The sequence below is a fragment of the Actinotalea sp. JY-7885 genome (assembly GCF_014525465.1).
Lineage (GTDB): Bacteria > Actinomycetota > Actinomycetes > Actinomycetales > Cellulomonadaceae > Actinotalea.
The window spans coordinates 1-13,543 of sequence record NZ_JACEXH010000047.1 but is presented as its reverse complement, the minus strand read 5'-3'; the positions used below and the strand labels follow the sequence as shown (position 1 = coordinate 13,543).

Annotated in this window: 12 protein-coding genes and 1 pseudogene; 1 reads left to right on the top strand and 12 read right to left on the bottom strand. The window is 75.0% G+C overall.

From position 1 onward, the window contains the following. Nucleotides 1–354 precede the first annotated feature (354 nt). The 11 genes from tyrS to argC all read right to left on the bottom strand — a co-directional run bounded on the left by tyrS (nucleotide 355) and on the right by argC (nucleotide 11,782). Nucleotides 355–1,632: a tyrosine--tRNA ligase gene (gene tyrS, locus IDM29_RS06455; RefSeq protein WP_304518624.1), complete on the bottom strand. Its 1,278-nt coding sequence runs from the start codon at nucleotides 1,630–1,632 to the stop codon at nucleotides 355–357. 83 nt (nucleotides 1,633–1,715) lie between these two features. Beyond that, nucleotides 1,716–2,360 (bottom strand): DNA-3-methyladenine glycosylase, encoded by a 645-nt coding sequence (locus tag IDM29_RS06450; RefSeq protein WP_182113682.1) that lies wholly within the window; start codon nucleotides 2,358–2,360, stop codon nucleotides 1,716–1,718. An 11-nt stretch (nucleotides 2,361–2,371) separates the two neighbouring features. Continuing rightward, nucleotides 2,372–2,920, bottom strand: a complete 549-nt coding sequence (locus tag IDM29_RS06445) for a uridine kinase (protein ID WP_182113681.1) — start codon at nucleotides 2,918–2,920, stop codon at nucleotides 2,372–2,374. A 56-nt stretch (nucleotides 2,921–2,976) separates the two neighbouring features. Next, nucleotides 2,977–4,392 carry an argininosuccinate lyase gene (argH, locus tag IDM29_RS06440; protein ID WP_182113680.1) on the bottom strand — a complete coding sequence of 472 codons (1,416 nt, stop codon included), beginning with the start codon at nucleotides 4,390–4,392 and terminating at the stop codon, nucleotides 2,977–2,979. A 1-nt stretch (nucleotide 4,393) separates the two neighbouring features. Beyond that, complete coding sequence (gene argG, locus IDM29_RS06435) at nucleotides 4,394–5,824, bottom strand: argininosuccinate synthase (protein WP_182113679.1); 1,431 nt, start codon at nucleotides 5,822–5,824, stop codon at nucleotides 4,394–4,396. Beyond that, the gene (locus IDM29_RS06430) at nucleotides 5,821–6,384 is read right to left on the bottom strand and encodes an arginine repressor (protein ID WP_182113678.1); all 564 of its coding nucleotides are present in this window, start codon (nucleotides 6,382–6,384) and stop codon (nucleotides 5,821–5,823) included. Before IDM29_RS06430 ends, argG begins: the two co-directional genes overlap by 4 nt. Next, a complete protein-coding gene (gene argF / locus IDM29_RS06425) occupies nucleotides 6,381–7,313 on the bottom strand; it encodes an ornithine carbamoyltransferase (RefSeq protein ID WP_182113677.1) in 933 nt (310 codons plus the stop codon). Before argF ends, IDM29_RS06430 begins: the two co-directional genes overlap by 4 nt. Further along, nucleotides 7,310–8,566 (bottom strand): acetylornithine transaminase, encoded by a 1,257-nt coding sequence (locus tag IDM29_RS06420; RefSeq protein WP_255491834.1) that lies wholly within the window; start codon nucleotides 8,564–8,566, stop codon nucleotides 7,310–7,312. The genes argF and IDM29_RS06420 overlap by 4 nt, the downstream gene beginning before the upstream one ends. Next, nucleotides 8,563–9,573, bottom strand: a complete 1,011-nt coding sequence (gene argB / locus IDM29_RS06415; RefSeq protein ID WP_182113676.1) for an acetylglutamate kinase — start codon at nucleotides 9,571–9,573, stop codon at nucleotides 8,563–8,565. The genes IDM29_RS06420 and argB overlap by 4 nt, the downstream gene beginning before the upstream one ends. Continuing rightward, on the bottom strand, nucleotides 9,570–10,733 hold the full coding sequence (gene argJ / locus IDM29_RS06410; RefSeq protein ID WP_182113675.1) for a bifunctional glutamate N-acetyltransferase/amino-acid acetyltransferase ArgJ: 1,164 nt from the start codon (nucleotides 10,731–10,733) through the stop codon (nucleotides 9,570–9,572). The genes argB and argJ overlap by 4 nt, the downstream gene beginning before the upstream one ends. Then, the gene (gene argC, locus IDM29_RS06405; protein ID WP_182113674.1) at nucleotides 10,730–11,782 is read right to left on the bottom strand and encodes an N-acetyl-gamma-glutamyl-phosphate reductase; all 1,053 of its coding nucleotides are present in this window, start codon (nucleotides 11,780–11,782) and stop codon (nucleotides 10,730–10,732) included. The genes argJ and argC overlap by 4 nt, the downstream gene beginning before the upstream one ends. Nucleotides 11,783–11,855: 73 nt before the next feature. On the opposite strand from argC, the gene IDM29_RS06400 reads away from it, so the two are divergent. Beyond that, the gene (locus IDM29_RS06400) at nucleotides 11,856–12,836 is read left to right on the top strand and encodes a quinone oxidoreductase (RefSeq protein ID WP_188037325.1); all 981 of its coding nucleotides are present in this window, start codon (nucleotides 11,856–11,858) and stop codon (nucleotides 12,834–12,836) included. Nucleotides 12,837–12,873: 37 nt separating this feature from the next. Here IDM29_RS06400 and IDM29_RS06395 read toward each other — a convergent pair. Beyond that, nucleotides 12,874–13,543 (bottom strand): annotated as a pseudogene (locus tag IDM29_RS06395) (phenylalanine--tRNA ligase subunit beta); the annotation flags it as partial.

Here is a 13,543-nt window from a genome sequence, read left to right as displayed (position 1 = left end):
CACCCACCAAGAACGCCGACAAATGGCATCGACTTTTGGCACGCTGTTGAGTTCTCAAGGAACAGACGCACATCCCTCAAGGCCGTTTCCGACCCATCCGGAGGCAACTTCTCAATCTTAGCGGGGCCGCTCCGCGCCGTCAACTCCCGTTGGCCAGCGCCTCGAACCCGCAGTCACCGCATGACCAGTGCCGGACGCTTGCGCGCCCGGGTCCTGTCCTGCCAGTGAGTGGCCGCCTCCGGTGGGACCGGCCGGAGGGCTCTGCCCGTCCGTCCGTTCCTCCCCTCTCGGGGCGACGTCCAGAACTCTACGTATCCCCGGGCGTCACTTCAAGTTGGTGCCGGGTGACGGCGGTCACGCGGTCCGTTCGGCCACTGCGAGGGTCTTCTTGCCCCGGCGGAGGACCGCCCAGCGACCGTGCAGCAGGTCCTCGGGCGCGAGCACGTGCGCCTCGTCCGTGACCCGCCGGTTGTTGACCGAGACGCCGCCCTCGCCGATCGCGCGTCGCGCCGCGGCCCGGCCGGCGACCAGGCCGCCGGCCACGAGGACGTCGACCACCGTCGGTCCGTCCTGCCACGCCTGCTCCCCGAGCTCGGCCCGGGGCAGCTCGGCGACCGCCGCGGCGAGGGTCGCCTCGTCGAGGTCCGCGAGCTCTCCGCGGCCGAAGAGCGCCTGGCTGGCGGCGACCACCTTGGCCGTCGCGTCGGCGCCGTGGACGAGGGTCGTGACGTCGTGCGCCAGGGTGCGCTGCGCCTCTCGGGCGGCCGGGCGCTCGGCGACCGCGCGCTCGAGCTCGGCGATCTCCTCGCGCGAGCGGAAGGTGAAGATCCGCAGGTACCGCTCGACGTCGGCGTCGTCGGTGTTGAGCCAGAACTGGTAGAAGGCGTACGGGCTCATCATGTCCGGCGCGAGCCAGATGGCACCGCCCTCGGACTTGCCGAACTTGGTGCCGTCCGCCTTGGTGATCAGCGGCGTCGTCAGCGCGTGCACGCTCGCGTGCTCCGCCTTGCGGATGAGCTCCACGCCCGAGAGCAGGTTGCCCCACTGGTCGTTGCCGCCGGTCTGCAGCGTGCAGCCGTGCCGGCGGTACAGCTCGAGGAAGTCCATGCCCTGGAGGATCTGGTAGCTGAACTCGGTGAAGCTGATGCCCTCGTCGCTCGCGAGCCGCCGCGCCACGGTGTCCTTGGCGAGCATCGTGCCGAGCCGGTAGTGCTTGCCGATCTCGCGCAGGAAGTCGATGGCGCCCAGGTCGCCGGTCCAGTCGAGGTTGTTCACCAGCTGCGCCGGGTTGTCGCCCTCGAAGTCGAGGAACCGCGAGACCTGGCCGCGCAGGCGCTCGACCCACTCGGCCACCGTGTCCTTGGTGTTGAGGACCCGCTCGCCCGACATCCGGGGGTCGCCGATGAGCCCGGTCGCGCCGCCGACCAGGGCCAGCACCCGGTGACCCGCGAGCTGGAGGTGGCGCAGGAGCACGAGCTGCACGAGGTGACCGTGGTGCAGGCTCGGGGCCGTCGGGTCGAAGCCGCAGTAGAGCGTCACGGGGCCGCCCGTGAGCGCCTCGCGCAGCGCCTGCTCGTCCGTCGTCTGCGCCAGCAGGCCGCGCCAGCGCAGCTCGTCCAGGATGTCCACCACAGTGCCTCTCGATCGTCCGTCGGCCACAGTCTGCCCTGCGTCCACCGGTGGGCGCGGCGCGTCTCGGCATGCGCCGCCCGGCGTCAGGGCCGTCGCCTCGGCGGGGCGGCCCGGTACGCGGAGACGGTCGGCTCGTCCGGGAGCCAGAACCGCCACGGGAACGCCGTCGCGTCGCCGCCCTGACCGCCCACACCCACCCGCGGACCGCTCGACCACACGGTGACCGGCGCCGCCAGGGCCAGGCGCACCGGGCCGGCTCCGTCGACGACGTCGGCGCCGTCGTGCGTGAGGTCCAGGCCGAGCGCGACGGCGAGCCGCGCCGGGCCCCGGGCCAGGTCGACCGCGCGGTGCACGACGCCGCGCCGCGTGCGCCGGGCGAACGCGACCTCGCTCCCCTCGACCACCTCCCCCGCGCGCAGCAGGACCGCCGACGCCGTGCCGTCCCGACCGGTGACGACGTTCGCGCAGTGGTGCAGGCCCATGTGTCGGTAGACGTACAGGTGCCCGGCGGGGCCGAACATCACCGCGTTGCGGGCCGAGCGGCCGCGATACGCGTGGGACCCAGGGTCGTGCTCGCCCTCGTAGGCCTCCACCTCCGTGAGACGGACGCTCACCACGCCGTCGGGCAGGGCGGTGGTCACGATCGCGCCCAGGAGGCGCGGGGCGACGTCGACGGCGGCCGCCGCCAGGAGCTCGCGCGTCGGGCCGTCGGGGGCGGTCGCCTGCATGCCCGCCATCCTCACGCGTCGAGCGGCCGCGTGCCGTCCACGACGACGTCGGCGCGCTCCCGGGTGCCCTCGCGGGCGAAGTGGACCGCCTCCCTGCCCATCCAGCGCAGCCACTCGTCGCGCATCGCCTCGCCGTCGCGCGCCAGCCCGCGCGCGAGACGGACGTCGGCGGGTGCCTCGACCCAGATCACGAGCGAGGCCCGCGCTCCGACCGCTGCCGGTGCGGCGCCGCAGCCCTCCAGGACCAGGGCGCGCGCGACGGGCACGTCACGCCACTCGGCGAAGCGGCCCGCCTCCCAGTCGTACCGCTGGTAGCGGGCGGGGCGGCCGGCCGCGAGGGGCGCCAGGAGCTGGGCCTCGACGCGGTCCCAGACCCGGTCCAGGCCGGACCAGCCCTCGTACAGGTCGTCCAGGTGCACGACGGGCGCGCCGAGCGCCTCGGCGAGGTCCCCGGCGAGCGTGGTCTTGCCGGAGCCGGCGGGTCCGTCGACGCACACGAGACGCACCGGACCCAGCCCGGGCGCCGCCGCCAGCACGCGGGCGGCGAGGTCGTCGACCACGCCGCCCCGCGCGCCTCGGTGACCGAGGTCGCGCGAGCCGTCACCCAGCGGCACCGTCAGGCCCGGGCCCAGTCCCGCAGCTGCGCCGCGCGTGCCTTCGCCGCCGCGAGCTGCTCCGCGACGCGCACCGGGGCGGTGCCGCCCACCGCCGACCGCGACGCGAGCGAGCCCTCCACGGTGAGCACCTCCCGCACGGCGGGCGTCAGGTGCTCGGAGATGGCCGCGAGGTCGTCGTCGGACAGGTCCCACAGCTCGATCCCGCGCTCCTCGCACGTGCGGACGCAGGCTCCCGCGACCTCGTGCGCGACGCGGAAGGGCACGCCCTGGCGGACGAGCCACTCGGCGATGTCCGTCGCCAGCGAGAAGCCCTGCGGCGCGAGCGACGCCATGCGCTCGGTGTCGAAGGTCAGCGTCGCGACCATGCCCGCGAACGCCGGCAGGAGCACGGCGAGCGTCTCCACCTGGTCGAACACCGGCTCCTTGTCCTCCTGCAGGTCGCGGTTGTACGCGAGCGGCAGCCCCTTGAGGGTGGCCAGGAGCCCGGTGAGGTCACCGATCAGCCGCCCGGCCTTGCCACGCGCCAGCTCGGCGACGTCGGGGTTCTTCTTCTGCGGCATGATGCTCGACCCCGTCGAGTACGCGTCGTGCAGGCGCACGAAGCCGAACTCCTTGGTGGCCCAGAGCACCACGTCCTCCGCGAGCCGGGACAGGTCGACGCCGACCATCGCGGCGACCCAGGCGAACTCGGCGACGACGTCGCGCGAGGCCGTCCCGTCGATGGAGTTCTCCACCGGCCCGTCGAAGCCGAGGTCCGCCGCGACGGCGGCGGGGTCCAGCCCGAGCGAGGACCCGGCGAGGGCGCCCGAGCCGTAGGGCGAGCGGGCCGCGCGGCGGTCCCAGTCGACCCAGCGCTCGACGTCGCGCAGGAGCGGCCAGGCGTGCGCCAGGAGGTGGTGCGCGAGCAGGACCGGCTGCGCGTGCTGCAGGTGCGTCCGCCCGGGCATGGGTGCGGTACCGGCGGCCTCCGCCTGCTCGACGAGCGCCTGGACGACGTCGAGGACCAGGCCCGCGAGCGTCCGCGTCTCCTCGCGCAGGTACATGCGCACCAGGGTCGCGATCTGGTCGTTGCGCGAGCGGCCCGCCCGCAGCCGGCCGCCGAGGTCGGCACCCGCCCGCTCGATCAGCCCGCGCTCGAGCGCGCTGTGGACGTCCTCGTCGTCGGGCACCGGTGCGAAGGCCCCGGAGGCGACGTCGGCACGCAGCGCCTCGAGCGCCGCGACCATGCCGGCGAACGCCTCGTCGTCCAGCAGGCCGGCGCCGTGCAGGACGCGGGCGTGGGCGATCGACCCACGCAGGTCCACGTCCGCCAGCCGCCAGTCGAACTGGGTGCTGCGCGAGAGCTCGACGAGCGCGTCGGCCGGTCCGCCGCTGAACCGGCCGCCCCAGAGCGCGCCGGACGGTGTGGTGGCCATGTCAGTCCGTCCCGACTTCCATCGCGGCGCTCTCGAGCGCCAGCTCCTCGCCACCGACGACCGACGGGTTGTCGGTGATGACGTCCGCGCCACCGGCGGGCAGGGCGCCGAACAGCGTCCCGTTCTCGACGAGCACCTGCCCCTGGTCGACCGGCTGCTGCGCGTACAGCTCGAGCTTCGCCCGCGAGTCCGCGATGTCGAGGTTGCGCATGGTCAGCTGGCCGATCCGGTCGGTCGGGCCGAAGGCCGCCGACTCCGTGCGCTCCATCGAGAGCTTGTCCGGGTGGTACGACAGGGCGGGCCCGTCGGTGCGCAGGATCGTGTAGTCCTCGCCGCGCCGCAGCCGCAGGGTCACCTCGCCGGTGACCACGGACGCGATCCACCGCTGGATCGACTCGCGCAGCATGAGCGCCTGCGGGTCGAGCCACCGGCCCTCGTAGAGCAGCCGGCCCAGGCGACGGCCCTCGCTGTGGTAGCTCGCGATGGTGTCCTCGTTGTGGATGGCGTTGACGAGCCGCTCGTACGCGACGAAGAGCAGCGCCATGGCGGGCGCCTCGTAGATGCCGCGCGACTTGGCCTCGATGATCCGGTTCTCGATCTGGTCGGACATGCCGAGCCCGTGCCGCCCGCCGATCGCGTTCGCCTCGCGGACGAGGGCCACCGGGTCGTCGTACCGCCGGCCGTTGATCGTCACCGGACGGCCGCGCTCGAAGCCGATCGTGACGTCCTCGGTCTCGATCGCGACCGCGGGGTCCCAGAACCGCACGCCCATGATCGGCTCGACGAGCTCGAGCGAGACGTCGAGGTGCTCGAGCGTCTTGGCCTCGTGGGTCGCGCCCCAGATGTTGGCGTCGGTCGAGTAGGCCTTCTCGGCGCTGTCGCGGTAGGGCAGGCCGTGCTCGACGAGGAACTGGCTCATCTCCGAGCGCCCGCCGAGCTCGCTGACGAAGTCCTTGTCGAGCCACGGCTTGTAGATCCGCAGCGAGGGGTTCGCCAGGAGCCCGTACCGGTAGAAGCGCTCGATGTCGTTGCCCTTGAACGTCGAGCCGTCGCCCCAGATCTCGACGCCGTCGGACTGCATCGCGCGCACGAGGAGCGTGCCGGTCACGGCCCGACCCAGCGGCGTGGTGTTGAAGTAGGACCGGCCCCCGCTGCGGATGTGGAACGCGCCGCACGCCAGGGCGGCGAGCCCTTCCTCGACCAGCGCCGCCTTGCAGTCCACGGCGCGCGAGAGCTCCGCGCCGTACACGAGCGCGCGGCCCGGCACCTGGTCGATCTCGGGCTCGTCGTACTGGCCCAGGTCCGCGGTGTAGGTGCACGGGATCGCCCCGCGGTGCCGCATCCAGGCGACCGCCACGGACGTGTCGAGCCCGCCCGAGAAGGCGATGCCCACGCGCTCCCCGACCGGCAGCTCCGTCAGAACTTTGCTCACGTGTCTTCCTTCGTCTCTCGTGCGTCGTCGCGACCCCCGGCGAGGTCGAGGAACCGCTGCGCGACGGCGTGACCGCCGTCGGGCTCGTTGCTGATGACCAGGACGGTGTCGTCCCCGGCGATGGTGCCCATGACCCCCGGCAGGACCGAGTGGTCGACGGCCGAGGCGAGGAACTGCGCGGCGCCCGGCGGCGTGCGCAGCACGACCAGGTTCCCCGACGCCTCGGCCGTGACGAGCAGCTCGGCGCACAGCCGCGCGAGGCGTGCCGCCAGGCGCTCCCGGGCCTCCGCCAGGTGCGGCGTGCGGTCCCCGCCCTCGCCCGGCACGGCGTAGGTCAGGTTCCCGTCCTGGGCCCGGATCCGCACGGCGCCGAGCTCGACGAGGTCGCGGGACAGCGTCGCCTGGGTCACCGAGACGCCCTCGTTCGCGAGGGCGGCCGCGAGCTCCCCCTGCGAGCGCATCGGCGCCCGCGCGAGCAGGCGCGCGATGAGCGCGTGCCGGGCAGCCTTCGTCTGGGGCACGCCGGCGGCGGCCGTGCCGGGGCCGGCGGTCGCGCTCATGCGCGTCCCAGGAGCCACGTCAGCACGGCCTTCTGCGCGTGCAGCCGGTTCTCCGCCTCGTCGAAGACCGCCGAGCGCGGGCCGTCGATGACGTCGGCGGAGATCTCCTTGCCGCGGTACGCGGGCAGGCAGTGGAGCACGACGACGTCGGGCGACGCGTGCGCGAGCAGCGCGTCGTCGACCTGGAAGGGCGAGAACAGGGCGACGGCGTCCGCGTCGTCCGTCTCGTCGCCCATGGACACCCAGGTGTCGGTCGCGACCGCGTCGGCGCCGGCGGCCGCCGCGACGACGTCGTCGGTGACCAGGACGGAGCCGCCCGTGGTGGCGGCGATCCGGGCCGCACGCTCGAGCACCGCCGGAGCCGGTGGGCGGCTCGCCGGCGTGCCGATCCGCACGTGCATCCCCGCGGTCGCGCCGCCCAGGAGGTAGGAGTGCGCCATGTTGTTGCTGCCGTCGCCGACGTAGGCGAGCGTCCGGCCCGCGAGCGACGGGACCCCGCCCCAGCGCTCGGCCAGCGTGAGCAGGTCGGCGAGCACCTGGCAGGGGTGGAAGTCGTCGGTGAGCGCGTTGACGACCGGGACGCCGGCGTGCGCGGCCATCTGCTCGAGCCGGTCCTGCCCGTAGGTGCGCCAGACGACCGCGGCCACCTGCGGTCCGATGACGCGGGCGGTGTCGGGGACCGACTCCCGCACCCCGACCTGGGCGAGCTTCCCGTCGATGACCATCGGGTGCCCGCCGAGCTCCACGACGCCCACGGTGAACGAGAGCTGCGTGCGCAGGGTGGGCTTGTCGAAGAGGATCGCGACGGTGCGCGGTCCCGCCAGGGGGCGGGCCGCGAACCGGTCCGCCTTGAGCCGCAGCGCGAGCTCGAGGACCTCCGCCTGCTCGGCCGGGGCCAGGTCGTCGTCGCGCAGGAGGTGGCGCGTCATGCGGCACCGCCCGGCGCGTCGGTGAGCGCGGGCGCGAGGGCCGCGAGAGCGTCGACGAAGCCGCTCACCTGCTCCCACGTGAGGATCAGGGGCGGGGCGATCCGCAGCGTCGTCGGCCGGACCGGGTTGACGATCCAGCCGGCGTCGAGCAGCAGGTCGGCGGCCGCCGGGGCGACCGGGGCCGTGAGCTCGATGCCGATGAGCAGGCCCTCGCCGCGGACCTCGACGACGAGCGGCGTGACGTCGCGCAGCGCGGCGCGCAGCCGCTCCCCCACCACGCGGGCCCGCTCGAGCAGACCGTCGCGCTCGATGACGCCGAGCGTGGTCAGCGCCGCGACCGCCGCGACCGGGTTGCCACCGAACGTCGTGCCGTGCTGGCCGGGCCCGAGCGCGGCCGCCGCACGGGCGCTGAGCGCCACGACGGCGCCGACCGGGATGCCCCCGCCGAGGCCCTTGGCGAGCGTGACGACGTCGGGCACCACGCCGCCGCCGACGTGCGGCAGCTGGTGCGCGAACCAGCTCCCCGTGCGGCCGACGCCGGTCTGGACCTCGTCGAGCACGAGCAGGGCGCCGTGCCGGTCGGCGAGCGCGCGGGCGTGGGCGAGGTAGCCCGGGGGCAGCGGCCGGACGCCGGCCTCGCCCTGGATCGGCTCCAGCACGATCGCCGCGACGTCGTCGCCCATCGCCGCCTCGAGCGCGTCGGCGTCCGCGAACGGCACGAACTCCACGCCGCCGGGCAGGGGCTCGAACGGCTCGCGGATCGCGGCCTTGTGCGTCATCGCGAGCGCGCCCATGGTCCGGCCGTGGAAGGCGCCCTCGAGCGCGAGGACGCGCGGCCGACCCGTCCGGCGGGCGATCTTGAACGCCGCCTCGTTGGCCTCCGTGCCCGAGTTGGTGAAGAAGACGCGCGCGTCGGGCCCTCCGCCGGCGAGCGCGACGAGGCGTTCGGCCAGCGCGACCTGCGGCGGGCTCGCGAAGAAGTTCGAGACGTGACCCAGCGTGCCGAGCTGCGCCGAGACGGCGGCCGTGAGGGTCGGGTGGGCGTGGCCGAGGACGTTGACGGCGATGCCGCCGAGGAGGTCGGTGTACCGGCGCCCGTCGGCGTCCCAGACGTGCACGCCCTCGCCACGGACGAGGACCCGTCGCGGCGCCCCGAAGGTGTTCATCACGGACCGGGCGTACCGGTCCGTCCACTCGGCGACGGAGCCGCCCAGGTCCTGGCTCGGGGCGGATGCGGCCAGCGCCTCGCTCACGGTGCACCTCCGGTGGTGACGACGGGGATCGAGCCGGTGCGCAGGTCGTCGGGCAGGACCATCGTGCCCACCCCCCGCTCGGTGAAGACCTCCATGAGGACCGAGTGCGCCTGGCGGCCGTCGACGACGTGGGCCTGCGGCACCCCGCCCCGCACGGCACGCAGGCACGCCTCCATCTTCGGGACCATGCCGGACTCCAGGCTCGGCAGGAGGGCCGCGAGCGCCGACACCCGGATCCGCCGCGCCAGGGACGTGCGGTCCGGCCAGCGCGTGTACAGGCCCTCGACGTCGGTGAGGATGATCAGCTTGGAGGCCCCCAGAGCGATCGCGAGCGCGGCGGCCGCCGTGTCGGCGTTCACGTTGAGCACCTGCGTCGGGTCCTCGATGTCCGGCGCGACCGTCGAGACGACCGGGATGCGCCCGGCGTCCAGCAGGTCCTGGACCGCCCGCGGGTCGACCTCGACGACGTCGCCCACCTGGCCGACGTCGACCTGCCGGCCGTCGACCGTCGCGGTGCGGCGCCGGGCGCGCAGCAGCCCGCCGTCCTCGCCCGACAGGCCCACGGCGTGCGGCCCGTGCGCGTTGAGCAGACCCACCAGCTCGCGCGAGACCTGCCCGGTCAGGACCATCCGGACGACGTCCATGCTCTCGGGGGTCGTCACGCGCAGGCCGCCCCGGAACTCGCTCTCGATGCCGAGCCGGTCGAGCATCGTGGAGATCTGCGGCCCGCCCCCGTGGACGACGACGGGCCGCAGCCCGACCTGGCGCAGGAACACCATGTCCTGCGCGAAGGCGCGCTTGAGCTCGTCGTCGACCATCGCGTTGCCGCCGTACTTGACGACGAACAGGGCGCCGTCGAAGCGCTGCAGCCACGGCAGCGCCTCGATGAGCACCTCCGCCTTGTGGTCGGGGCGCAGGTCGGTGCGCGTGTCGAAGGCGTCGTCGTCGGGGGACGGCAGGGCCGTCCAGGCGACGTCCGGGTGGTCGTGGTGCGTCAGGTCGCTCATGTGGAGTACGCGCTGTTCTCGTGGACGTAGGCGTGCGTGAGGTCGTTGCTCCAGACGGTGGCCGAGGCGTCCCCCGCGTGCAGGTCGACCTCGACGTGGATCTCCCGGTGCGACGCGAGGTCGACCGACTCGCGGGGCTCGCCCTCGCCGGCCGCCCGGCACACCTGCACCCCGTTGATCGTGACGTCGAGGAGCTCGGGGTCGAAGGCCGCGACGTCCTCCGGCACGGTGCCGACCTGGGCGATGATGCGGCCCCAGTTGGGGTCGTTGCCGAACATCGCGGCCTTGAAGAGGTTCGAGCGCGTCACGGCCCGCGCGACGGCGACCGCCGCGTCCTCGGTCTGCGCGCCCACGACGGTGACGGCGATGTCGTGCGTCGCGCCCTCCGCGTCGGCGATCAGCGCACGCGCCAGCACGGCGCACGCCTCGCGCACCGCCTCGGCGAGCTCCGCCGGGTCGGGCGTCACGCCGCTCGCACCGGACGCCAGCAGCGTCACGGTGTCCGACGTCGACATGCAGCCGTCCGAGTCGATCCGGTCGAACGTCGAGCGCGTCGCGGCGCGCAGGGCGGCGTCGGCCTCCGCCGGGGTGGTGCGGGCGTCGGTGGTCAGGACGCAGAGCATCGTCGCCAGGCCCGGCGCGAGCATGCCGGCGCCCTTGGCCATGCCGCCCACGGACCAGCCGTCACGCCGCACGTGCACCGTCTTGGGGACGGAGTCCGTGGTCATGATCGCGGCCGCCGCGTCGTCGCCGCCGTCACCGGACAGGGCGGCGGTCGCGGCGGTGAAGCCCTCGAGGAGCTTCTCGCGCGGGAGCCGCTCACCGATGAGGCCGGTCGAGCACACGACGACGTCGCCGGGCGAGACCCCGAGGGCCTGCGCGACGTGCTCGGCCGTCGCGTGGGTGTCCTGGAAGCCGGCGGGACCCGTGCCGACGTTCGCGCCGCCGCTGTTGAGGGCGACCGCCGCGACGACGCCGTCGGCCACGACCTGGCGCGACCACTGCACCGGGGCACCCACGACCCGGTTGGTCGTGAAGACGGCGGCACCGACGTGGTCGGGACCGTCGTTGACGACCAGCGCGACGTCGCGCGTGCCGGACGCCTTGAGCCCGGCGGTCACGCCGGCGGCGCGGAAGCCCCGGGGTGCTGTCACGGTCACGGTGCGACTCCTTCGGTCGGCAGGCCCAGCGTCTCCGGCAGGCCGAGCGCGAGGTTCATGGACTGCACCGCCGCCCCGGCGGTGCCCTTGACGAGGTTGTCCAGCGCGCACACGGCGACGACGCGCCCCGCCCGCTCGTCCACCGCCACCTGGACGAGTGCGGTGTTGGCTCCCACGGTCGACGCCGTCGAGGGCCACTGCCCCTCCGGCAGGACGTGGACGAACGGCTCGTCGGCGTACGCACCCACCCAGGCCTCGCGCACCGCGCCCGCGTCGACGCCCGGCGCGAGCCGTGCGGTCGTCGTCGCGAGGATGCCGCGCGAGAGCGGGACCAGGACGGGCGTCATCGAGACCGCGACGTCGTCGGCGCCGACGGCCCGCAGGTTCTGGATGATCTCCGGCACATGCCGGTGCGTGCCGCCGACCGCGTAGGGCACCGCAGCGCCGAGACCCTCGGAGGCCAGCAGGTGCGGCTTGGCGACGCGGCCCGCACCGGAGTAGCCGACGGCCAGGACGGTGACCAGGTCGTCCGCGGCGACCACGCCCGCGGCGACGCCGGGCTGGATGCCGAGCGTCACGGCCGTGACGTTGCAGCCCGGCACGGCCACCCGGCGCGCGCCGGCGAGGCGCTCACGCTGCCGGGAGCCGCCCGCGAGCATGAGCTCCGGCATCCCGTACGGCCACGTGCCGGCGTGCGTGCCGCCGTAGTACGCGGCCCACTCCGCGGCGTCGGTCAGCCGGTGGTCCGCGCCGCAGTCCAGGACGAGGGCCTCGTCGCCGAGCGCGGCGGCCACGGGGCCGGACGCGCCGTGCGGCAGGGCGAGCACGACGACGTCGTGCCCCGCGAGCGTGGCCGGTGACGTCTCGACGATGACGCGGTCGGCGAGGGAGCGCAGGTGCGGCTGGTGGGCCCCGAGGCGGTCGCCCGCCGACGAGTGCGCGGCGACGGCGCCGATCTCGACCTCCGGGTGACCCGCCAGGAGGCGCAGCACCTCGCCGCCGGCGTACCCGCTCGCGCCCGAGACGGCGACCCTCACTGTCATGTGCATGAATATACATGCCATTGCATGGATTCCGTGCGACCGGGCGGCGCGGCGCGCCCGACCGCCCTAGCGTACGACCATGCGCGCGATCCAGGTCTCCGCCCCGGGCGGGCCAGAAGCCCTCGTCCCCGCCGACCTGCCCGAGCCCGTCCCGGGACCCGGCGAGCTCGTGGTCCGGGTCACCGCCGCGGGCGTGAACTTCATCGACACGTACCGCCGCGCGGGGGTCTACCCGGCACCGATGCCCCACGTACCCGGCGACGAGGGCGCGGGTACCGTCGTGGCGCTGGGCGAGGGCGTCGCGGGCACCACGGTGGGCGACCACGTCGCCTGGGCGGACGGCTCCCACGGGTCGTACGCCGAGCTCGCGGTCGTGCGCGCCGACCGCGCGGTGCCGGTGCCCGACGGCGTGCCGGACGAGGTCGCCGCGGCGGTGATGCTCCAGGGCATGACGGCGCACTACCTGGTGGAGTCGACGTTCCCGGTGCGCGAGGGCCAGACCGTCCTCGTGCACGCGGGCGCCGGCGGTGTCGGGCTCCTGCTCACCCAGCTCGCCCGGGCCCGTGGGGCGCGCGTGCTGTCGACGGTCTCGACGCCGGAGAAGGCGCGGCTCTCCGCCGCCGCCGGCGCGGAGCCGATCCGCTACGACCAGCTCGAGGACCTCACCGCGGAGCTCCCCCGCATCGTCCGCGACCTCGCGCCGGGCGGGGTCGACACGGTGTACGACGGCGTCGGGCGCGCCACGTTCGACGCGTCGCTCGCGTGCCTGCGCCCGCGCGGCGGCCTCGCCCTGTTCGGCGGCTCGTCCGGCCAGGTGCCCCCGTTCGACCCCCAGCGCCTCAACAGCGGCGGCTCGCTCTTCCTCACGCGGCCGACCCTGGGGCACCACGTCGCGACGCGCGCGGAGCTCGAGCAGCGCGCCGGTGCGGTGCTGGGCGCGGTCGCGGACGGCACTCTCGACGTCCGGATCGGTGCGCGCTTCGCACTGGCCGACGCCGCGGACGCGCACCGCGCCCTCGAGGGCCGGGCGACGACGGGGAAGGTCCTGCTCGTCCCCTGACGCCGCCCGGCACGCTCGGGCTGCCGCTCCGGCCCGCTCAGGCCTCGGTGCCCCGCAGGACCGCGCCATGGCGCCGGTGCGCCTCCGCGAGCGCCGCCTCACGCACGGCGGCGGCCTCCTGCGCCGTGAGCGTGCGGTCCGGCGCGCGCAGCCGCAGCGCGAAGGCCAGCGAACGGCGGTCGGCACCCAGCTCCGGGCTCGTGTAGACGTCGAACAGCCGCACGTCCTCGACCACGTCACCGGCCGCCGACGAGCGCGCGCCCGCGGCGACCGCCGCGAGCACCTCCCCCGCCGGGACGGCGGCGTCGACCACCAGCGCGAGGTCCTCCTTCGCGAGCGGGAAGGTCGAGACGGGCGTCGCCTGGCGCGGCTCGGGGTCGCGGGCCGCGAGGAGCCGGTCGAGGTCCACCTCGAACGCGCTCGCGCGCTCGGGCAGGCGCAGCGCCGTCACCACGTTGGGGTGCAGCTCACCGGCGTGACCGACGAGGGTCCCGTCAGCGAGCCGCAGCCGCGCGCACCGTCCCGGGTGCCAGGGGGCACGCTCGTCGGCCTCGACCACGACCTCGACGCCCACGGTCCGCGCCACCAGGAGCGCCGCGGCGATCGCGTCCGTGTGGTCGGCGCGGCGCCCGGGGCCCCACCAGCCCGCGGGCTCGCGCAGGCCGGCCAGGACGCCCGCGACGCGCCGGGGCTGGGCCGGGACCGCC